The sequence below is a fragment of the Pseudomonas sp. PDM04 genome (assembly GCF_014851765.1).
Taxonomy (GTDB): domain Bacteria; phylum Pseudomonadota; class Gammaproteobacteria; order Pseudomonadales; family Pseudomonadaceae; genus Aquipseudomonas.
In genome coordinates, this window is record NZ_JACVAI010000009.1 from 65,323 (window position 1) to 86,030 (window position 20,708).

Genomic DNA, 20,708 nt, shown 5'->3' on the forward strand with positions numbered 1-20,708 from the left:
CCGGCGCGCCTGAAAGCGCCCCACGCATGACCACCTCTGAAGACTCAAGCCAAGGCTTGGATCAGGTGATGCTATGCACGCAAGTCAGCCGGGCTACCAAACCCGATCGCTGTTTTGCAGCGACTGGGAAACGATAGGGCTCGGGTGAAATGTGGGCAAGCCGGCGGATTCTGGAGTGGGTGTAGGGGATGGCGCAAGGGTTTGTGGCTTTGGAGACGTATCAGTGGGTGCGCTTAAACGTTGGCGTTTAAGCGCGGGAGAGGCGGATGCAAGGAAGGTTCTTTGGAGGTGTTCGATTCTGCCCAGCAATCAGACTCGTCAGGGAGAGGTGGGCCCCCAAAGACGCGATGAAGCGACTCGGGAAGCTTTTAACGTATGCCATAACCTCGCGTATCGCCTTCTTGACCATATGCAAATCCTCCATAGTGAGCGTTGATAGATGAGAGATGATTTCTGAAATTACAAAACCTGCAATGAAGCCCGTAGGACCTATAACCCATAGAACAGAGCCCGCCATCATCAGTCTCAGGAGGCCACCTCTGAGAGACGCAACTGCTTGTTACGTTTCGGCATATGGACATGCGCGCCGGCACCGAGACTGCGTTGATCATGCTGATCAGTAAGCAACCGGGATCGCATAAATACAAAGAAGGCAACAGTGCAGCGTCCAGGCACATCTAAGATGCTGGAGCGCGCATTCGAAGCTTCGGCACTGAATCAAGTGTGGTGCGGCGACATCACGTACGTGTGTAGACACGAGGCCAGATTTCTCAATCGAACAGCAGCGCCTCGGTTAGCCCCTTGTCAGGGTCCGGTTCATCGATGAGGTGGGCCATGCCGACCAGGCTGCGAGCCAGCTTTTCGTAGGCAACCCATTGAGTGTGCAGGTGGTCGAATACTTGGTTGAACAGCCTGAGGGTTTCTTCTTCCAGGCATTCTTCATTGAACGCGAACACGTCATCGAACCGGGCAGACTCAAGGTGTTCCTCCAGCATTTCTTGCTGTTCGAGCAGTGAGTCATAACCCTGGCGGCACTCTTCCCGCATTTCGTTGGCGAATTCGATAAAGTCCTCGTCGGTCTCGTCGAAGTGCTCTCGCAACGGGGCGGGGATGTTGTTCAGGCTGGTAAAACGCTTGCGTCCTCCGTCCCGGCGTATCTCGCCAATCAGTGCATCCAGCTCATCGAAATCGCCGTAATCCGACAGCCAGCCGCACAAGGTATTGGCATGCCGGGCTTCGGAGACACACTCACTGATCTCTTTCATGCTGTCCGCCAGGGAAGTGCGGCGGAAGAACGGCAGCAGTTGAGTGTGCAAATCGTCGAACGCTTGTGTACGTGCTTGGTAGCGCTTGGCGATGAGGTTGGCTTCTCGGGCGTTCATAGGGCCTCACTGGCATTGGATGGGCGTTCGATGGCGCAGGACGCCGACGGCCTGCGAGCCTATCGAGGTCATAGTGGCGAAATAGAATTGGACTGTCGAGCGTCGGCTCAGCCGAGGGGTTCATTGAAGTAATCGCTGTCGAGCCTGGGCACTTTGGAAAGCTGCGAGCTGATTCGGAGGGGACGGAATACTGTCTGGAATACTCGAATGCCTGGAACTCAAAAAAACTCAAAAGACCGTGAAAGCGGTTGACGCCACGTGATCACTAAATCCCAGGCGCAAAAAAAGACGCCCAAGGGCGTCATCTTCATTGTTGGGCCGGGGTAATTTGAACCCGTAAAGCAAGCTATTGATTTATTGAATTAATATCGATTTTTATTTTTGACTGGAATACCAGTTGGAATACTGCAGCCCACTCCCACGACCTGTTTGCATTCGATCTTGCCAGGAGGCTTCATGACCATTGCTATGGCCTTCTGAAAATGTCAGTACCCATATATCGGCGACGGCACGGTCGGGTAAGCCCTATATACATGCCGGAAAACATTCTCAGCCAGGACTTTGATTTCACCCTCACTGTAGTCGTTAACAGGAAGCCCGGTGCTGTCGTCCCAGAGAAAGTCATAGATTTTCTGCTTCACAGCGTCGCGCGTACTTTCCTTCTCGCGCCAGTTCTCGACCCTGAGCCGCTCGGATTTCAGGGTTTCCAGCAGCTCGGCAGAGACCTTCTTGATCTTTGCTGTATCGCCCTTGGAGAGCTGTGGCTTTGAGAGGAGGTCGAACAAGGCGAGAGTTTCTTCATCAAGCCCCTCCTCCATGGCGCGACGCTCTTCCGCACTCAGATCATCGACCAGCTTCAGAAGCGCCTCGAAGGTCTTTTGAATAGTGAGCCGATCTTTCTCAAGATTGTATTCATCGACAAGTTTGTCGTAGTGAGCCTGGAAGTCGGTACGCAGGGGGTTCTTCATCAGCAGGATGTTCAGACGTTTTTCGATGACATCCTTCAATCCCTGCACGGCGGTGTGCTTGGCCGGAGATTTTGCAAACTCCAAACGCAGCCGTTCGAAGTCGATCTTGCTAATGTCATAGGCCCCAGCTCCCTCAGCTGTAGCGGTACGGGTGTGGATCGCTTCATCAACGATCCCGTGAAGCTGACGGATGATGTCGCTGATGTCAGCGGCTTCCCGATCGGCCTGCAAACTCTTGTAGATTATATTGATCGCATCCCTGGCATCGCGCTGCCCATTCACGCCGGGCACATTGATACAGGCTTTGAACTTCTTGAAGACCTCGCGGGCCATAATCTCAAAGCGCTTGCGAGTCTGGTCGTTCTCGTTGACAACCTCTTTGGCCTCGATGATGGCAGCGTTTCGCGCAAAGCCTGTCTTCTCGTTGATGTCTTCAAGGCGAAAGCCCTGGACTTGAAGGAAGTCGCGTACAAAGCCGATGGCTTCGATGAGCTCTGCGAGAAGGTCTTCCTTAGGCAAGGTAGGGTCGAGTTCGCCCTCATCATCCCCGTGCCCCTCATCTCCGCGACCGGCAAAGGTAGACAGGGCCTGGCGCAGGTTTTTGAGGATGCCGCAGTAATCGACGATCAGACCGTTATTCTTGCCTTCTGCAACACGGTTCGCGCGGGCAATAGCCTGCATAAGCGTGTGAGCCTGCAAAGGCTTGTCGAGATAGAGGGTGGACAGGGTTGGTACGTCAAAACCGGTCAGCCACATGGCACAGACGATAGCCACGCGAAACGGGTGTTCAGGCTTTTTGAATGCACTCTCAAGGTCGATACGCTTTCCATCGCCCAGCAGAAAACCCTCTTTCATCAGGCGACGATGCGGAATGATGTCCAGGTCCCATTTACGGAACTTGTCCACTTCGCCTTGTTCTTCGCTCACCACAACGGCGATCTGCGTTTCCAGCATCCAGTCGATCTGACGGCGACGCCAGATATCATCTTGCTCATCCAGAGCGCTCGGCAGGTCTTTTTCCAGCCGCGCGATGTGATCCTGCCAGTAGGCATCGATCAACTTGTGCATGCGCACGCAGGTTATTTTGTCGATACAAACGAGCATGGCCTTGCCTGTTTCCCAGCCATTGGCGTAATGCCAGACAAAATCCTGTGCAACCTGTTCGAGACGGCTGGTGCTGGTGATGATGTGGTAGTCACGTTTCAGCGCGCGCTCCAGGCGTTGCTGAACGTCGATATCCTCAATCTCTAGCTCTTCAAGTTTTGCCGCAATTTTCTCATTTAGGCCCTTCGGATCGGCAACACTATGTTCGTCGCCATCCTCATCTACAAAGCGCAGCTGTTCGCCGCGCGCGTCGTAATAGAGCGGCACGGTGGCGTTGTCTTCTACGGCGCGTTGGAAGTCGTAGGTGGAGACGTATTCACCGAAGACCTTTTTGGTGATTTCGTCATCCTTGAACAGTGGCGTACCGGTGAAGCCGATGAAGCTAGCACCGGGCATGGCGTTGCGCATGTTTAGTGAGAGCGTGCCGTACTGGGTACGGTGCGCTTCGTCAGTGATGACGATGATGTCATCCCGTTCCGAGTAAGGTTTCTCGGGATCGACCTTTTTGTTGAATTTCTGAATTAACGAGAATACGAAAGCTTTGTGCTGCCCCAGCAACTCTTGCAAATGCTCGCCGCTGGTGGCACGGCACGGATCACGGTCGTTATCCACAACCCCGCACCCGCCGAAAGTTTTGTAGATCTGAGTATCTAGGTCCTCGCGGTCGGTCAGGACGACAAAGGTATAGTTGCCGCCGAGCTTGCGGTGAACCTTCCGGGCAAAGAACACGATTGAATAGGACTTGCCGGAGCCTTGGGTGTGCCAGAAAACCCCGAGCTTGCCAGCACGGGCTTTCCGATCCTTCACGGCATCAATGGCGCGATTAACGCCCAGAAACTGGTGATTCCTGGCGACGATCTTAACGAGTTTGCCAGTGCTCTCATCGAAGAGGATGTAGTTCTCGAAGATGTCCATCAAGTTCGCTTTGAAGCACGTGCCTTTCAGCAGCGTCTCCATATCGACAACGCCGGGGCCATCTTCATGCAGGCGCTTCCAGTCGTTGAAGTGCTCAAATTTGCTAGAGACCGAGCCGATTTTGGCGTCTACTCCATTGCCTAAGACGATGAAGGCATTGTGGTAGAAGAGATGCGGGATGGTGTCCTTGTAGTCAGCAAAGTTTTGCTCGTAAGCGGCCTTGATGTCCTTATGGACATTCTTGAGCTCCATGAACACGAGCGGGATACCGTTCACGAAGCAGACAATATCGGCGCGTCGGCGATACAAATCGCCCTTAATCCAGAGCTCCCGTACGACCAGGAAGTGGTTTGCTGACGGGTTATCGAAGTCGAAAAGGCGTAGACGCTTTTTGACGCGCTCGCCTTTTTCGTCGCGGAAGCTTATCTCAACGCCGTTCTTATGGAGATTATCTTTCTCGCGATTGGTCGCCAGTAGCACAGAGCTGCTGCTGTGCTCATTCACAATGCGCAAGGCGTCTTCATAGGCCTCCATCGGGAGACCAGGATTGAGATCGATGAGCTTCTGGCCGAGGTAGCGGTTCAGTACGACTTCGGTTTCATTGGTGCGACCGAGGGTGCCTTCCTTGCCTAAAACCTCATGCATGGCGTAGATCGACTCATCCCACTGCAAGTCGTGCAGTAGATAGTTAGCTGTCGTCTCTTGCGCCAGATGATCCTCGGTCATTGCATTCATACGGTGATGTCTCCATTCATCAGTCGCGGCGAGAGTATGTCACGAGCCCGCTCAAGCTTAGCATTGTACTCTTCAAGTTTTTCAATTTGAGAGCGTATTGGTTGCACTTCTTTTAGAAAGCTTTCTAAAATTGGCGCTGCAGGAGTCAGTAGTTTTCTACTGTATGCCATGTCTCGATTTAGCCCAGGCACGGCCACATCTGTATTAATGAATCCCGCGTACTGAAGTGCATAGTAAAGATACAGATTGCTTTGTTCTTTGGATATAAAGTAAACAGTATCGATTGGCCAAAATTCCTTTGGTGCCCAATATACCGCACCAACGTTACCCTTCCTGCCCACGATGATTCCAGGGCCTTCTACAAGATTTTTGTTGTGTGTCCCAACGACGCCACTTGAGCCATAAACAGAAACTGTACCCGCAATACGGTCATCCGCCTTTAATGCCTTTCCGTAGTTTAGGGTCAGAATGTCGCCAATTTTTTCTTTACCCCAGCCGTTTGGAATTCCATCTGTTATTTTTACGTGTTCGTGACCTGGGAAGCGAAGATAAATAAACCATTCCTTGAACAATAGCCGAGCTGCATCTTCAAGCAGCTGAATTCTTCGACGATTGTTTTCAATTAGTTCGTCATATGGGCTCAACAGATCCTCAATACTCTTCTGTAGCGAATCCGACTCCGCGTATGTGACTTTTCTTGCGTGAAGATCATTTCTATTTACACCAGGAACAGCTGCCTTGTCACTTTGCATGCCCTTTAATATGTTTTTTAAGAAATAGTGAATGTATTTTGGACGATTACCCTTGAAGTCCTTAACATACAAAGCTGTATTTAGCGGCCAGCAGTCTTGATCTACATAGTAGACCTCGCCTAACGTACCATATCGACCGGTGACGACAGCGGGGGCCTTTGTTTTCGCTTCGTTGTGGTATCCAGTGATGCCAGACGACGAAACAACTGGAATGTCACCATCTACGCGAGAGTCATTTGGTAAGTCATACCCCCTCTTCAAGGTGATGACATCACCTAAAGTGGCATCCCTCCAAGTCATATGCCCAGCTCCTCAAAATTACTGGAAATTTTGGCCGCTAGTAAGATCGAATCCTCATTGAGCCCATTTAATTCAATGTGTATGTCTTTAAGGGCTTCTTCAAAATCAAAATCTTCGTCAACTTCTTCGGGCGCGAATCCCACGTATCGCCCAGGAGCCAAACTCCAGTCGGCATCTTCGATATCCTTTCTGGATACCAGCTTTACCAAACCTTCCACATCGCGTAGCTCTCCCTCAGGAAAGCGTGAGAGCAGCCAGTGCGCCTGCTTGTAGAAATAGCGGACACGCTTCAATTGTTCTGCAACGGACTTTCTTGCAGTCTCCACAGCTTTCTTCAAGCTGGAACGACGGGTGCCATGAATACTTGCGTAATCCCAAAGCTCGCTATCTCTTGCAGCGTGCTCGCTTTCACACAGTTCAATAAGCCATGTGCTAAGTTTGTATGCGTGGTCAATCAGTTTAACAAGATCCCGGCTTTTCTCTGCAAGATCTTTTAAGCAGACATCCTTCTCTGTGAAATCAAAAAGCTCCTTCGCCGTATCTCGCGAATTGGCTCCCCACCACTCATGCAGATCACTTTTCAAGATTTCAAAGCTAGACCAATCAGCGCAGACTTGTTCAATAGCCGTCAATAATTGACCATGCAGAGTAACGTGAGGCTGGTCAGGCTCAGATTTTTTCTCTAACAGCTCCAGGAATGGGCTCATGGCCGAATAAAGTTGCTTAAGTGCAACAATAAAATCAGGCATCGGCTCCGTCATCAGAGCCTCTGATCGTTCACAGGCGTGTGCTTCAAAAAGCGTGTTATCAATGTAGCTAGTCACAAGCTCAATAAAACGCTCGCTTTGCCCCCGATACAACCAGACAATTGCAGTCACATTTTTAAGGTGCTCAGGGCTAAAGTCGTATATCTTTCGCGAGACTTTACGATAGATATTGCGCGCATCAAGCATCAGCACTTTGTCCAGATGCTCTTTGGGCTTATCCTTGTTAAGGAACCAGAGCTGACAAGGTACGCTACGCGTATAGAAAAAGTTGCCACGGATGTCGATCATGGCATCGACATGACCTGTTTTCACAAGCTGCTCGCGCACCTTTGCATCTTCTCGCCCCGCGCTTGAAGCTTGCGAGGACATGACAAAGCCAGCTCGCCCGTTATCATTTAAGTAACTATAAAAGTACTGAACCCAGAGATAGTTCGCATTGTGAACTTTCTTGGTTTTGTTGATGCCAGGAATACCAAATGGCAGGCGGGGATCATTCTTAATTTTCTCAGCATCTACCTCGTCCACGTTGAAGGGCGGGTTCGCCATAACATAATCGACGTTGCCCCAGAGTTTTTCATGAGGATCGTTATAGTAGGTAATGGCCTGCTCGCCGCCGACAACATTACCTTCAAGACCATGAACCGCGAGGTTCATTTTGCACAGACGAGTCGTTACACGATTCTTCTCATGGCCGAAGAAGGTGAGTTTGTTCGGATCGTCTTTATGGACTTCCAGGAAGTGAGCGCTTTGCACGAACATGCCGCCAGAGCCGCACGCCGGGTCAAATACGATGCCGTGATCGGGCTCCAGAACGTTGGTGATGAGCTGCACTAAAGACACAGGGGTAAAGAACTCTCCGCCGTCATGCGCCCCTTGGTCGGCAAACTCGGTAAGGAAGTATTCGTAGATGCGACCGAAAATGTCCCCGGTAGCCTTCTTCAGCTCGTCTGGGTTTAAGGTCCGCAAGAGCTGGCCGAGAACGTCGTTCGGGATGCTGCGATACTCGTTCTTAGGCAGCTGGCCAGCCAGGTTGGCATAATCCTTCTCAATGGACTCCATTGCCTTGATGATGGCTTCGGCTCGGTCATCGGCGTCAGTCAGCGCTACAAGGGCGTCAAATTCGGCCTTAGGGTTGAGGAAAATTGCCCCTTTCTGCGAAAAATCTTCCTTCGTGAGCTCACGGGTCTTGCCGCCCCTGCTCGGCAAACTCGCAACGATTTGGTCCTTTACGGCGAGGAAGCGGCTGTAGGCGTGACGCAGAAAAATCAGGCCCATCACGGGCAGGAAGTATTCGTTGCTGGCTAGTTCAGAGTTGCTACGGAGGGTGTCTGCCGCCTTCCAAAGCCGTCTTTCAATTGCCTCGATGTTCTCTAACTGAGCCAAAACAGCATCCTTTTAATAACACGGGTATGAGGACAGCTCACAGCGCTCCCGGCCTTCGAAGCCGCTTGGAGCACCAATCCTCAAGTAAGCAACGATTCTAGTTTCTTAGGCCATGTTTTGATAGCCAGCACTATGGCCAGCAAACGAATGGTTAGGAGGGGCCTCATATGGGGGCGTGGGTTACGAGGATGGTTTGGAAAGACTCATGGCTCACCGCCTGAGTGTTAGTGAGATATAGCAATCTACCTAAACGCTATCTCGTCCAACCATGAATTGAGCACTACATATCTTCTTCCGTGCTGCAACAGCTCTAGGTCGCTTCCAGGGGATGAGGCTAGCAATCTCATCAACGCAATGACGAGGTGCGTCCCATGCGGCTCCAGATCAATCGTGCAGTAAGCCGATAGTAATACAACGTTGTATTCGCGCGGCCTTCTAGATAGAAAGCCAGAAACCATCGCACATGCTTAACCTGCCAAACCCACGGATTTTCGCGCTGCCACCGCTTTTGAATAGCCACATGCATAATCCGGGCTTGCCGCAGATGGCGTTGCTGCGTAGCAGTCGAGCCAGTCAATACGCCACTCAGGAAAAGCGCCATATCGAATGGCTTGGTCATGCCCGACCTCCAATATATGCTGATACCACGTCGATTCGGTGATGTCCGAGCTCAAAACTGATCTGTTGGCGCGCCTGTCGAGCAAGGTCGTGATCAACGCGATAACAGTGGCCACCACTAACCGGTGCGGGGTGACCCGTAAGTTGCTTGTACCGTTCGCAAGCGTAAGCCGCTCTTAGTTCATGAAAGCCTTTCAGCCCTTGTTCGTGCAGTGTTTTACGCGCAGGGCACACGGTCTGTTGCAAGAACGTTGCGTAGCTTTCGTCTCGAGCCAGCAAGTTACGGCTGCCGGTTGGTGACGCATTTCGAGCGAACTGTAGCGCCGCCTTCACTTCTTCATTGGCCACGACCCAGCGTGGTGCCGAAGCTCCGGACCTGCCACCTTTGGTACCGTCCTGAATATTGATGCGGCCCAAGCACTCAGCCTCACGCTGCAAGCGTAGCAAGTCAGCCAGGATCGCTTCGCGTAGGCGCATGCCGGTTGCGCGGGCCAAGCAGACAATCGCGGCTACGCGGTGGTGTTGCTGTTCGCGAAGCGCTTCAATCACTCGATTCAGTTGTTGGTGGTCTTGGCCATTCGGTGCTCGGGTGCGTACGCTTGATCGCTGCATGCTGAGTGCTCTGCTCGGGCTGGCGATCTTCACGTGCTGATCACCGCGTAGCGCGGCGAGGGTACGGTTGACGCTGCTTAGACGGTTCAGCGCGGTGGCGATGCAGATTTCACCTTGTTGGATTTGCAGGCGCAGATGTGCGGCGTAACTGTGCAAGGTACAGCGATCTATCCGGCGAGCATCGTTGTAACCTGGGCCGTCCGTAGACCGACACCATTTCACAAACGCCTGCCAGCGATCACTGTGTGCTTTGACCGTAGCGAAGTGTCCGCCGGCAAACATATCCTTCAACGCTTGTGGGCCGGCATAGCTGAGCTGACGGCCATAGCCAAAGTTGCGCCCATCACGCCGGCCGACCAATGCCATCGGCTTCACCGTTTTCCGTGTCTTGCAGAAAGCGCAGCACCGCTTTCCAGTGGGCGCTGATCTTGTCCGTCTGATGCCAATGTGTGGGACGAATAATCAGGGCGTTTTGCTGATGCCGGAGCATTGCTCCCTCTTCGCGCAGTTGGTGGATCAGTTGGCCGATGTCGACAGGCCCTAAGACGGGTGTGGCGACAACGGCGACAGTGGCGACAACCCTTGTAGTTGCTGCTCTGAAGCTTGGCGACAAGGCGGCGACGGAAGTGGCGACACTCCGCAATGCAGGTCGTGTCTGATGCTGTGCCTGGTAACGGCGCACCGCGTCATTGAGGCGGAACATGGCGCACCTCGAAGGTCTTTCCGTCAGGAGAGTCCAGCCAGCTATGTGAGATCAATTCGACCAGCAGCGTAATTGCGTGATGACTGCTCTTGCGGGCAAAGCGGGGGCCATTGCGGTTGAGGTCGCGGACGGTGAATTGGGTCCAGCCTTTTTGCGTTAGCCAGCGTAATAGTCGATCTGCCTCCTCGCGTAACGTGTTGATGGGCTCTTGCTCCGTCAGGCGCTGGATTTCGGCCAGGTAGTAATCCATCAGCGTCGAGGCGCGCTGGATATGGGGTTCGTCCACTACATGCGCGTCTTCAATCACCGCCAATACCCCGGCGATACGCAGTACGTTGGCGGCTGCTTTCCCCGCGACGGATTGAACGCCGGACAGCTCGCCAAACTCACCAGATTGGCATTCAATGGTGTCGTGAATATCGATCCAGGCAGTGCGCGCTCTGGATGTCAGTTCCAGCCTGTCAGGGTTAAGTGAGCCGTCGTTGTGTAGCGACATCGGCTTATCCAACAGAGCGGTAATGCGCGCTTGATAGCGCTGGATCTTGGCATCTCGCGTCAGGTCGACGGCCTTGTACAAGCGCCGCCCCACCAGGCGCTCGGGCCAACTGATCAGGCAGCGCCCAAGAATGCCTTGGCCGTTGATCATTCGATCTGTGAGTAGCTGGTTGGCCAGGTAAGGTTGCAGCATCAGATGCAGACTGAGACGGCGATCATAAGCTCGTAGGCTTTCGCCAGGCATGGAGCGCGCCCGGTCGATGGGGCTGCCATCCCAGAGCGTTGACAGGGTGGTGATGGCCTTGAGTTGGTTCTCTTTGCTCATCGTGCTGCTGCCCAAAAACTGGCCGCCCTCATCGTTGAATAACCCCATGCTGGGCAAGCCCTGGCATAGGTTTTTGATCAGCGCCTCAATGGTGGGCTCGGCAATGATCAACCTAGGCGGCACGGGGTCGGATAACTCACGAGCGTCGTGCTTTCCTCGAATGGCGGCGCGATTGGCTTTCAGTTGCTCCAAGTACAGCATCCACTGCCGTCGCTCCCACTCACGCGCAGCCGCCAGCGCAAGATGATCCACTGCGCTTTTCCGATCACCCGACGATGCCACCGTCAGCATGTACAGGGACAACGGATAAACACGGCCATCGAGATGCACATTGGCGTGCGACTGGGCCACCAGGGCGGCAGTGGCCAACACCGATTGCGCAGCCATGGCGCAGGGCACGCCGATCACCTCGGCCATGCGTTCGACGGCTGGCCCTAAGATCTGTCCCAACGCTTCGACTGGATACGCAAGCGGCTCGGGCCGGTATTCCAGCAGCGGCTGTGGCAGGTCGAACACTTCGCACAATTGCATCGTCATTCTCCTGGTGCTTCGAATTTCCCCCTCACTCTCCCCGCCACGGTTGTTGAGTGTTATCAGGGATCAAGGCCCCTGCAGCCTGTGAGGGTTGTCCACTTACACGGGACGGGCGGCTCTTTACGACCGGGAGCTTGGGCATCTCATGATCTGGCCTCCTGAGCACCGATAGCGGTGGGCGGGTGGAGGCTGCGTTGGCTGACGAGACCAGCGCCGCGAGATCCTGAGTCTGTTGCAGGCAGTGATGCGATAACCGGGGCGTGCCTGACTGTCAGTCAGGTGCAGTCCATTCCGTGGGCTGCGGCACCATCATCTGCATTGCTGCTACGGGTGACATCGGGGTTTGTCACGCCGATTGTCACAGGGACAAATGCTGCAATGTGTTGCCCGGCAAGGGCTGCGGCAGTGATTTCGGCGCCCGTCTCTTTCCTGGAGAAAGAGACGGGCGTGGGCTGCCGCATTTGCACTGTGGATAAGTTGGCTTCGATCACGTTGGGCGTGACTGCGCGCCTAATTGGAAGCAAGCGCGCATGGGCTGGGACCACCACTGTAGGGCGTAGCCTTAAAGGTCCCTGGCTACCTGGGCAATGCTGTCGATGACAGCGCTGTACGGCTCTGGTGTAACGCGTGCTCGAAGGGTGGTCAACTGGGGGGGCGGTGGGCTATTTAGGCGTTGGACGTGCGTGGAAGAAGGTGGCCTTGAATGGACGATTGGCCGTTCGTCGGTTTTTAAAGTGAGCCCCTGAGGACGGGAAGGCGAAGCCTTCCTGCCCTCAGGGGCTGGGCGTTAAAAGCTTATGGGCGATGCAGATGGTGGCGACTGTCGCCACGTTGTCGCCATACGAAGGATCGCTAAATACGTGGGATGTCGCCAGTGTCGCCGCCTTCGCCAGCAGGAACTGATTAACGAAACGGGATGACGTTCCCGTTTTTGTTTTCATGAATGGCCGTCACCGACAAATTGCCGGTGGCGGCTTTTTGAATGTATTCGCTCCACCAAGTCATCATCGGGCGTCTTCGCTCGATGTAGTCCGCTCGGTTGTACGCGCTTCGGACTTCGTCTTTGTCGACATGGGCGAGTGCGACTTCAATTAACTCCGGGTCCCATCCATGTTCGTTGAGGATGGTGCTGGCCATTGATCGCAGGCCGTGGCTGACCAACCGATCCTGGAAGCCCATACGCTTTAATGCCATGTTTGCGGTCTGGCTGTTTGCGTGGGTACGCGGATTTCGGTCGGCCGGAAATACGTGTTCCCGGTGGCCGCTGTAGGGCTTGAGTGTCTCTAGCAGCGCGAGCGTCTGGTCGCTTAGGGGGATGGGGTGCACACGGCGTTTTTTCATGCGCTCCTTTGGGATGGTCCAGATGCGTTTCTCGAAATCTATTTCTGCCCAGGTCGTCCCGGCAGCCTCGGCAGGGCGGGTCATAGTGTGCAGTTGCCATTCGATCAGGCAGCGGGTGATGCGTTTGATACTGGCGTTGGCAATCGCCAGCATAAGGTCGGGTAGTTCTTCGGGAGGAAGTGCCGGCATGTTTTGTTTTTGCGGTTTCTTGAAGGCTGACCGAATGCCACTGAGCGGGTTCGCAAAGATCAGCCCGCAGTTGACGCCGTAGGCCATGATTTCGTTGAGACGTTGGGAAAGTCGCTTGACCGTCTCCAGGCTGCCTTTGGCCTCGATCGGGCGTAGGAGCTTGATGATCATGGGGGCGGTGATGTCTGCAAGGGGTGCGGCTTTGAGGCTGGGGAAAACATGCAGCGTGAGTGAGCGCCAGATGTCTTCGGCGTAGGCCGTTGTGACGGAGTGTTTTTTCAGTTCGAACCAGGCGGTGGCCACCTTCTCGAATGTGTGTTCGGTCTTCGCCAGCTTGGCTTGCCTGAGCTCATCGCGGTGAGCCTTGGGATCAATGCCTAGCGCCAGTAGTTCACGTGCTTCTTGAGCTTTCTTTCTGGCGTTCGCCAACGAGAGAGCCGGGTAAGGGCCCAGAGCCATATTGAGGCGGTTTTTGGTTACCGGCTCGCGATAGTTGAAATTCCATATCATCGAGCCACTGGCTCTGACCCTGAGTTGAAGGCCGTCACCGTCAGTGAGAACGAAGTCTTTTCCTGTTGCCTTGACTGCCTTGAGTTGGCGGTCTGAGAGGCGGGTTGCATTAGTAGGCATGAGAGCTACCTCCGACACCGTTTTGGTATCCCAAAAATAGCACCGGTGAGGCCGGGATACCAAATGGGATACCAAAACGCGTGGAACTCTAAATTCTTCTACGGAAGCTAATGGCCCTGAAACCCTTGATTTCAATGGATTTCAGGCACAAAAAAAGACGTCCGTGGACGTCTTTAGATGATGAAGTGGTGGAGCCGGGGGGATTTGAACCCCCGTCCGCCAGTACTCCGCTGTCGGTACTACATGCGTAGCCGTGTCTATTAAGTTAACCCTCAGCGACCCGACGGGCAGGGTGCTTTGGGCGAGTTGTGTAAGTTTTAGCCGCTTCGTCCACAACGTACTGCACGGCGATTCTGTTCTATATGACAATCACTTTGGGTTTACAGACATCCCCTGATGATTGCTGGACCCGAAGGTACCAGAAGGGAAGAGCTAAGGCTGCTTACGCAGCGAGAGCGTATTCCCCGTAGGTTTCGTCATTGGCAACTATAAGAAGTTGCAACAGTGGATTTACGAGTTCTGTTACCAACTCGGCATGCACCTAAAGTTTCGCAACCGGCGTCGAATCCTAAACGGCCCCGAGCCTGATGCTCGGTGAATCATGTGAGCAACAGGCCTGTGCAGTGTACGCCAAAGCGGTCCGGAAGGCCAACCCGAAGGTTGGCCGCTGCGGCTGATCAGCTGCTTTTGCCGTCTTTGTTGGTTTTCTGCAGTTCGGTCATGGTCTGCTGGGTCTCGGTAATGCATTGCTTGATGCTGGTTTCATCACCTTTGTTCAGCAACGCCTTGGCTTTGTTGAGCGAGGCTTCAATCTGCCCCTGCATTTCCGGCTTGACCTGTGCCTTGCCGTTCTCGATGGTCTGGATATTGGTTTCACACAGATTATCCGTCTTGCTCGCGGCAAACGAAGTGGACGCCATCATGGAAGCTGTAACGAACAGACCTAACAGTACAGAACGTTTCATGTGTATCTCCTTGAACTGAGGGTCCAGGCATTTGCTGGCCGTCAGCACGGGCTGCCGAGTTTGGGTATGGCCCGGCAATGTCCGGGCTTATTCGGTGGACTACAGCCGCGCGTCAGGGTTCTATTTTTCTTCAGATGGCCCTCGCCCGGGTGACGCGATCCACGAGGTAGACCAGGCCGTGGTAGTTGATGCCGCCGTGTTGGGTCAGGCCGATTTCGCAGGTGCGGCTGGTGGAAATCCCTTCGCTGCAGGTCTGCACGGCGTCCTTGAGGGTGCGCAGCGAATGGGCGTTCAGTTCCGGTGTGGTGAAGCCCTTGTCGCCGGCAAACCCGCAGCAGTGAATCCCTTCGGGAATCACCACGTTTTTGCTGCACTTGCGGGCCAGGTCGATCAGCGCCTGGCTTTCGCCCAAGTGTTGGGTGCTGCAGGTGACGTGGACTGCGATGGGGGCTTCCTGAGGCATGAATTCGAGCCGGTCCATCAGGTGCGTACGGATGAAGCGCACCGGGTCGTACAGGTCGAGTCGGACATCGCCCAGGTCCTGGACCAGGCGCAGGGTGCAGGGGCTGGTGTCGCAGTAGATCGGATCGAGGCCGCCACGGCTGGCGTGCAGCAGGGCGCCCAGCATTTCCTGGCGCTTGTGTTCGGCCTGCTCGGCGTAGCCTTTTGAGGCGAACGGCTGGCCGCAGCACAGGCTGTCGAGGTTGTCCGGAAGGACGACCTGGTAGCCGGCTTTTTCCAGCAGGCCACGGGTCTTTTCGTACAGCGACGTTTGCTCTTTGTCACCGGCCGCCGGCCCCATCACCCGCGAGACGCAAGCCGCCAGGTACACCACGCGCGGACGGGCGTCCGATACGCTCGGGCTGAAGCGAATGGCTTTCTCCGGCTGCGGCATGGCGTTGGTCCATTGGGGGACCTGGCCCTTGGACACCTTCGTCAGGGTCGCCGACAGTTTGGCCAGGCGTGGCGCCCCCAGCAGCATGCGCGCGCCGTTGGCCACGTGCAGGGTGAAGCGTGCGCCTTGCAGGGCGGTGGCGAAATTGCCTTCAAGCCAGTTGGCGGTTTTCGTATGGGTGGCTGTACGGCCGCGCAGCTTTTTCACCAGGTCGCCGGTGTTGATGCCGACCGGGCAACGCTGGGCGCACAGCCCGGTGGCGGCGCAGGTCTCGAGGCCGTGGTATTCATACGCGGCTTCCAGTTCGCGGGTGTCCACGCCGGCACGCTTTTTCGCCTGAATGTCACGCCAGATCACGATGCGCTGGCGCGGGCTTAGGGTCAGGCCTTTGGAGGGGCACACCGGTTCGCAGAATCCGCACTCGATGCACTTGTCGACGATCTCGTCGGCGGCCGGCAGCGGTTTCAGGTGCTTGAGGTGAATCTGTGGATCTTCGCTGAGCACCACGTCCGGGTTGAGAATGCCGTGGGGGTCGAGCAGGCGTTTGAGTTGCCACATCAACTGATAGGCGTCGCTGCCCCATTCCAGTTCGACGAAGGGCGCCATGTTGCGGCCGGTGCCGTGCTCGGCTTTCAGCGAGCCGCCGAACTCCACCGCGACCAACTGCGCGACGTCATCCATGAACGCCTGGTAGCGTGCGACTTCTTCCGGGTTGTTGAAGCCTTGGGTGAAGACGAAGTGGAGATTGCCCTCCAGGGCATGCCCGAAAAGGATCGCTTCGTCGTAGTGATGTTTGTCGAACAGCTCGATCAGACGGTTCACGCCAATCGCCAGTTGTTCCACCGGGAAGGTCACGTCCTCGATGATCACCGTGGTGCCGGTTTTACGCACGGCGCCAACGGCGGGGAAGGTGTCCTTGCGGATGGCCCAGAGGCGGGCGTTTTCCACCGGGTTTTCAGTGAAGTCGACCTGTTTCTCCACTGGGAACGAGGCCAGCGACGCCATGATCTGCGCCAGTTGCTCGTGCAGCAGGGTGGAGGATGCGGCGCGGGATTCGATCAACAGCGCGCAGGCATTGTCCGACAGGTGTTGTACGAAATCCGGCATGCCGGGCTTGTTCTGCACCGAGCGCAGGCTGCGCCGGTCGAGCAGTTCCACGGCCGACACCGGCTGGCTCTTCAACACGCTGACGGCGTTGCAGCAGGTCTCCACATCGGGGAACACGATCAGCGCCGAGGCTTTGTTCGGGTGGTCGATCACGGTGTCGTAGGTGACCGCGCTGATGAACCCGAGCGTGCCTTCGGAGCCCACCAGCAGGTGGCTCAAGATATCCACAGGCTCGTCGAAATCCACCAGGGCATTGAGTGACAGGCCGGTGGTATTTTTCAGGCGATACTTGTGGCGGATCTTCGCGGCCAGCTCGCTGTTGGCGCGAGTTTCGCGGCCCAGCTGCGCCAGGCGATCCAGCAGTGCGCCGTGGCTTTGGCGAAACGCCGCGACACTCGCCGCATCTTCGGTGTCGAGACGGCTGCCGTCGGCCAGCACCAGGCGAATCCCGGCCAGCGTGTGGTAGGTGTTTTGCGCCGTGCCGCAGCACATGCCGCTGGCATTGTTGGCGACGATGCCGCCGATCTTGCAGGCGTTGATCGAGGCGGGGTCCGGGCCGATCTTGCGTCCGAACGGTGCCAGCCAGGCGTTGGCCTGGGCGCCGATCACGCCCGGTTGCAGGCGGATTTGCGTGCCCTGGCCACGAATCTCGCGGCCGTTCCAGTTATCCCCCAGCACGATCAGCACCGAACCGCTGATGGCCTGGCCGGACAGGCTGGTGCCGGCGGCGCGGAACGTCACCGGGACCTGATCCCGTTGGGCCAGCTTGAGCAGGGCAATCACCTCGTCCTCGGATTCGACGCGTATCACCAGTTTCGGAATCAGCCGGTAGAAACTGGCGTCGGTGCCGAAGGCCAAAGTCGACAGCGGGTCGTCGAAACGGCGCTCTGGGGGGATCAGTTGCTGCGCATCTCGCAGGAAAGCGGCCGGTAGACTCATTGGTCCTCCAGAATCAAAACCACCAGGTCTTTCGGACCGTGGGCGCCATAAGCCAGGACTTGTTCGATGTCGGCGGTCTTCGACGGGCCAGACACCAGTAGCGCGTTGGTCGGCATGCGCTGGGCCCAGTTGAACTCCTGCTGCACCTGATAGAAGTTGTCGCGGATTTCACTGGCCTTGAGCAGGGCGAAATGCACCGAGGGCGCCAGGCTCATCAAGCGCGGCTCTTCCCGCGTCGGCCAGAGAATCAGGCTGCCTGTCGCCGCGATGGCCCCGAGCGTGCCGGTCAGGCTGGCCGGGGTGTCGTTGAACAACTCGGCTTTCCATTCCTCCACCGGACGGTCGTAGGATTTGAGTGCCGGCAACCCCGGATTGTTCGCCCAGTGCTGAGTGAGCTGTTGACCGTGAGCAGTCGTCGGCGCGATCAGCAGACTCGGCAACTGGCGCTCGCCGATCAATTGCGCGAGCAACGCCGGCCAGCCTGCGCCCGAGGTCAGATGGATTTCCGTGTGCACCGCTTCCATCAGTTTGCGCAGTTGCGCAATGCGCTGTTCCGGCGCGTAGGTGTAGGGCGCAGTCACCAGTTCGACATCGAAGTTGTCGGGCACGGGTGTGGTGCCGGTCAGGCTTTTGCGCAATTTGCCGAGGATGTTTTGCTTGGCGCTCATCAGCGGTCTCCCTGTTTGCCCAGGTGTTCGCGGGCCATGTCGTGCAGTGAGCGGGCAGCGGGTTTCGGCGCGCTGTGGTTTTGCGTCCAGGGGCCGACGTTGCTCGGTGCGAGCGCACGCAGGCGCGTGGCGAGAAAGCCGAACAGACGGTACAGCGTCGGCGAGCTGTTGAGCCGCGCCCAGGCGTTCCAGATCAGGCGTTCCTTGCGCGAATACTTGCTGCCCTGGCCGCGCATGACCTGATGCGGGCTGTCCGGCGCCTTGACGTTCTCTTCCCGCAGGCGGCGCAGCAACGCGGGGATCGGGATCTTGACCGGGCACACCTCACCGCAGGCCCCGCACAGCGACGAGGCGCTGGGATGGTTCGGCACTTTCGCCAGGCCGACCATGTGCGGCGTGATGATTTTTCCGATAGGGCCGGGGTACACCTCCCCATAGGCGTGGCCGCCGATTCGGGTGTAGACCGGGCAATGATTCATGCAGGCGCCGCAGCGGATGCAATTCAGGGTCTGGCGCAACTCGCTGTCGGCAAAGGCCTGGCTGCGACCGTTGTCCAGCAACACCAAGTGCACTTCCTGAGGGCCGTCGAGCTCGTGTTCCTTGCGCGGGCCGGAGATCATGTTGACGTAGGTGGTGATCGGGATGCCCAGCGCGGAGCGGGTCAGCAACGACAGCAGCGGCACCACGTCGCGCAGGTTTTCCACGACTTTCTCGATGCCGGTGACGGCGATGTGCACCGGCGGCACGGTGGTGGTCATGCGCCCGTTGCCTTCGTTTTCCACCAGCAGCAGGGTGCCGGTTTCGGCGACGGCGAAGTTGACACCGGAGACGCCGATGTCCGCTTCGAAGAATTTCTGCCGCAACACTTTGCGACCGATCTGAATGAGTTGGTCGACGTCCTTGGTGTATTCCACGCCAAGTTTGTCGTGGAACAAGGACGCGACCTGACCGGCATTCTTGTGGATCGCCGGCATAATGATGTGTGAAGGCTTCTCGTGGTCGAGCTGAACGATGTATTCCCCCATGTCCGACTCCAGGCATTCAATGCCTTGAGCTTCGAGGACATGGTTCATTTCCATCTCTTCGCTGACCATCGATTTGCCCTTGATCACTTGCCGCCCCTCGTGAGCGCGGATGATCGAGAGGACGATGTCATTGGCTTCGTCCACCGTTTCCGCCCAGTGCACTGTCACACCGTTGCGGGTCAGGTTCTGTTCAAGCTGTTCGAGCAGGTCGGGCAGCTTGGATAACGCACGGGCGCGGACCGCATTGCCCAGCGCACGCAAATGTTCCCTTTCGTGGGCATCGCCGAAAGACGCTGCCCGTTTTGTCATCAGAGAATCCATCGCCTTGCGAAAGTTGTTTCGCAGCTGCGGGTCACCCAGTGCCTTGTGCGCACGGGTGTGGAAATCTTCTTCTACGGCAACCGTAGGAATGATCGTGGAAGCGTTCATTGGCCGCCTCCGGTTCGTTGCCAGAGGAAACTCGCCAGGTGTTGGCCGCGCAACGCTTCCTGCTGTTTTTCCAGAGAGCCGTTGATGTTCATCAGGCATCCGCAGTCGGCACTGAGTACCTGATGCGCACCGGATTCCTTCAGCGCGCGGGTCTTGTCGGCCACCATCGCTCCGGAAATATCCGGCATACGGACGCTGAAAGTCCCACCGAAGCCACAGCATTCGCTTTCACGAGTGTGGTCGACCCGCTCCACGTTGCCCAGTTGCGCCAACAGCTCGCGACCGTGCAGGTGGGTATTCATTTCCCGGCGCGCCGAGCACGACGTGTGCAGGGCCACCTTGACCGGGGCGCCATTGTCCTTGAGCTGCACCTTGCAGACAAACAAGAGGAACTCGGCCAACTCGTAGGTCCGGGCCGCCAGGGCCTGAACCTGTTTCAACGTGTGCGGCTCGTCCTTGAACAGGTCGGCGTAGTGTTCACGAATCATCCCCGCACAGGAACCCGACGGCACCACCACCGGATAGTCACCGGCAAACAATGCCAGTTGCGCACGCGCCACGGTCCGGGCCTGTTCGGTGTAACCCGAGGTGTAGGCCGGCTGTCCGCAGCAGCTCTGCCCTTGCGGGTACTCGACGCGAATACCTTCGCGCTCCAGCAGGTGGATCGCATCCATCCCGGCTTCCGGGTAGAACAGATCCACCACGCAGGTTCCGAACAGATAAACCCGGGACGGTTTTTCGCCGGGATACTGTCGAGGCTCGGGCAGGGGCGGGGCGACGCGGGTCGCGTTCGGCACGGCGTTGTAAAAAAGCTCGCTCATCAGGCGTGTCTCCGGGTGGGCCCGGTTATCCGTCCGCTGAGGCTGCTGAATATAGCGCGTGATGCTTCCAGCAGCCTTACGGACCGGGTTGTGAATAGCTGACGCC

At 56.4% G+C, this 20,708-nt stretch carries 14 protein-coding genes, 2 other RNA genes and 1 pseudogene; 1 reads left to right on the plus strand and 16 read right to left on the minus strand.

The window, feature by feature from the left end; translation table 11 throughout:
* Positions 1-504 precede the first annotated feature (504 nt).
* An RNA gene (locus IB249_RS28385) (hammerhead ribozyme type II) lies at positions 505-572 on the minus strand.
* Between the two features lie 40 nt (positions 573-612).
* On the opposite strand from IB249_RS28385, the pseudogene IB249_RS29885 reads away from it, so the two are divergent.
* Positions 613-748 (plus strand): annotated as a pseudogene (locus IB249_RS29885) (IS3 family transposase); the annotation flags it as partial.
* 22 nt (positions 749-770) lie between these two features.
* Here IB249_RS29885 and IB249_RS28390 read toward each other — a convergent pair.
* The 15 genes from IB249_RS28390 to IB249_RS28460 form a co-directional block, all read right to left on the minus strand.
* On the minus strand, positions 771-1,382 hold the full coding sequence (locus tag IB249_RS28390) for a hypothetical protein (protein ID WP_192309468.1): 612 nt from the start codon (positions 1,380-1,382) through the stop codon (positions 771-773).
* A 485-nt stretch (positions 1,383-1,867) separates the two neighbouring features.
* On the minus strand, positions 1,868-5,104 hold the full coding sequence (locus IB249_RS28395) for a type I restriction endonuclease subunit R (RefSeq protein WP_192309470.1): 3,237 nt from the start codon (positions 5,102-5,104) through the stop codon (positions 1,868-1,870).
* The gene (locus IB249_RS28400) at positions 5,101-6,156 is read right to left on the minus strand and encodes a restriction endonuclease subunit S (RefSeq protein WP_192309472.1); all 1,056 of its coding nucleotides are present in this window, start codon (positions 6,154-6,156) and stop codon (positions 5,101-5,103) included. Before IB249_RS28400 ends, IB249_RS28395 begins: the two co-directional genes overlap by 4 nt.
* Complete coding sequence (locus IB249_RS28405) at positions 6,153-8,306, minus strand: N-6 DNA methylase (RefSeq protein ID WP_192309475.1); 2,154 nt, start codon at positions 8,304-8,306, stop codon at positions 6,153-6,155. The genes IB249_RS28400 and IB249_RS28405 overlap by 4 nt, the downstream gene beginning before the upstream one ends.
* A 346-nt stretch (positions 8,307-8,652) precedes the next feature.
* Entirely contained in the window at positions 8,653-8,925 is a 273-nt protein-coding gene (locus IB249_RS28410) for a hypothetical protein (RefSeq protein WP_192309477.1), read from the minus strand.
* Positions 8,922-9,902 carry an integrase domain-containing protein gene (locus IB249_RS28415; RefSeq protein ID WP_192309479.1) on the minus strand — a complete coding sequence of 327 codons (981 nt, stop codon included), beginning with the start codon at positions 9,900-9,902 and terminating at the stop codon, positions 8,922-8,924. Before IB249_RS28415 ends, IB249_RS28410 begins: the two co-directional genes overlap by 4 nt.
* On the minus strand, positions 9,880-10,239 hold the full coding sequence (locus IB249_RS28420; RefSeq protein ID WP_192309888.1) for a hypothetical protein: 360 nt from the start codon (positions 10,237-10,239) through the stop codon (positions 9,880-9,882). The genes IB249_RS28415 and IB249_RS28420 overlap by 23 nt, the downstream gene beginning before the upstream one ends.
* Positions 10,223-11,590, minus strand: coding sequence for a YfjI family protein (locus IB249_RS28425; protein ID WP_192309482.1), 1,368 nt, complete (start codon positions 11,588-11,590; stop codon positions 10,223-10,225). The genes IB249_RS28420 and IB249_RS28425 overlap by 17 nt, the downstream gene beginning before the upstream one ends.
* Positions 11,591-12,496: 906 nt before the next feature.
* Positions 12,497-13,753 (minus strand): integrase domain-containing protein, encoded by a 1,257-nt coding sequence (locus IB249_RS28430; protein ID WP_192309484.1) that lies wholly within the window; start codon positions 13,751-13,753, stop codon positions 12,497-12,499.
* A gap of 186 nt (positions 13,754-13,939) precedes the next feature.
* Positions 13,940-14,333, minus strand: a transfer-messenger RNA (tmRNA) gene (ssrA, locus tag IB249_RS28435).
* Positions 14,334-14,430: 97 nt separating this feature from the next.
* Positions 14,431-14,718: a hypothetical protein gene (locus IB249_RS28440; RefSeq protein WP_192309486.1), complete on the minus strand. Its 288-nt coding sequence runs from the start codon at positions 14,716-14,718 to the stop codon at positions 14,431-14,433.
* A gap of 130 nt (positions 14,719-14,848) precedes the next feature.
* Positions 14,849-17,659, minus strand: coding sequence for an FAD-binding and (Fe-S)-binding domain-containing protein (locus tag IB249_RS28445; RefSeq protein WP_192309488.1), 2,811 nt, complete (start codon positions 17,657-17,659; stop codon positions 14,849-14,851).
* Entirely contained in the window at positions 17,656-18,327 is a 672-nt protein-coding gene (locus tag IB249_RS28450) for a LutC/YkgG family protein (protein ID WP_192309490.1), read from the minus strand. The genes IB249_RS28445 and IB249_RS28450 overlap by 4 nt, the downstream gene beginning before the upstream one ends.
* Complete coding sequence (locus IB249_RS28455; protein WP_192309492.1) at positions 18,327-19,781, minus strand: LutB/LldF family L-lactate oxidation iron-sulfur protein; 1,455 nt, start codon at positions 19,779-19,781, stop codon at positions 18,327-18,329. The genes IB249_RS28450 and IB249_RS28455 overlap by 1 nt, the downstream gene beginning before the upstream one ends.
* Entirely contained in the window at positions 19,778-20,602 is an 825-nt protein-coding gene (locus IB249_RS28460) for a (Fe-S)-binding protein (RefSeq protein ID WP_192309494.1), read from the minus strand. The genes IB249_RS28455 and IB249_RS28460 overlap by 4 nt, the downstream gene beginning before the upstream one ends.
* Between the last annotated feature and the right edge of the window lie 106 nt (positions 20,603-20,708).

Bases quoted from the DNA above. Each gene is read 5' to 3' on its own strand.
- IB249_RS28415 (WP_192309479.1), bottom strand. From the start codon at position 9,902: ATGGCATTGGTCGGCCGGCGTGATGGGCGCAACTTTGGCTATGGCCGT.
- IB249_RS28440 (WP_192309486.1), bottom strand. From the start codon at position 14,718: ATGAAACGTTCTGTACTGTTAGGTCTGTTCGTTACAGCTTCCATGATG.
- IB249_RS28455 (WP_192309492.1), bottom strand. From the start codon at position 19,781: ATGAACGCTTCCACGATCATTCCTACGGTTGCCGTAGAAGAAGATTTC.
- IB249_RS28430 (WP_192309484.1), bottom strand. From the start codon at position 13,753: ATGCCTACTAATGCAACCCGCCTCTCAGACCGCCAACTCAAGGCAGTC.
- IB249_RS28450 (WP_192309490.1), bottom strand. From the start codon at position 18,327: ATGAGCGCCAAGCAAAACATCCTCGGCAAATTGCGCAAAAGCCTGACC.
- IB249_RS28410 (WP_192309477.1), bottom strand. From the start codon at position 8,925: ATGACCAAGCCATTCGATATGGCGCTTTTCCTGAGTGGCGTATTGACT.
- IB249_RS28390 (WP_192309468.1), bottom strand. From the start codon at position 1,382: ATGAACGCCCGAGAAGCCAACCTCATCGCCAAGCGCTACCAAGCACGT.
- IB249_RS28395 (WP_192309470.1), bottom strand. From the start codon at position 5,104: ATGAATGCAATGACCGAGGATCATCTGGCGCAAGAGACGACAGCTAAC.
- IB249_RS28460 (WP_192309494.1), bottom strand. From the start codon at position 20,602: ATGAGCGAGCTTTTTTACAACGCCGTGCCGAACGCGACCCGCGTCGCC.
- IB249_RS28445 (WP_192309488.1), bottom strand. From the start codon at position 17,659: ATGAGTCTACCGGCCGCTTTCCTGCGAGATGCGCAGCAACTGATCCCC.
- IB249_RS28400 (WP_192309472.1), bottom strand. From the start codon at position 6,156: ATGACTTGGAGGGATGCCACTTTAGGTGATGTCATCACCTTGAAGAGG.
- IB249_RS28425 (WP_192309482.1), bottom strand. From the start codon at position 11,590: ATGCAATTGTGCGAAGTGTTCGACCTGCCACAGCCGCTGCTGGAATAC.
- IB249_RS28420 (WP_192309888.1), bottom strand. From the start codon at position 10,239: ATGTTCCGCCTCAATGACGCGGTGCGCCGTTACCAGGCACAGCATCAG.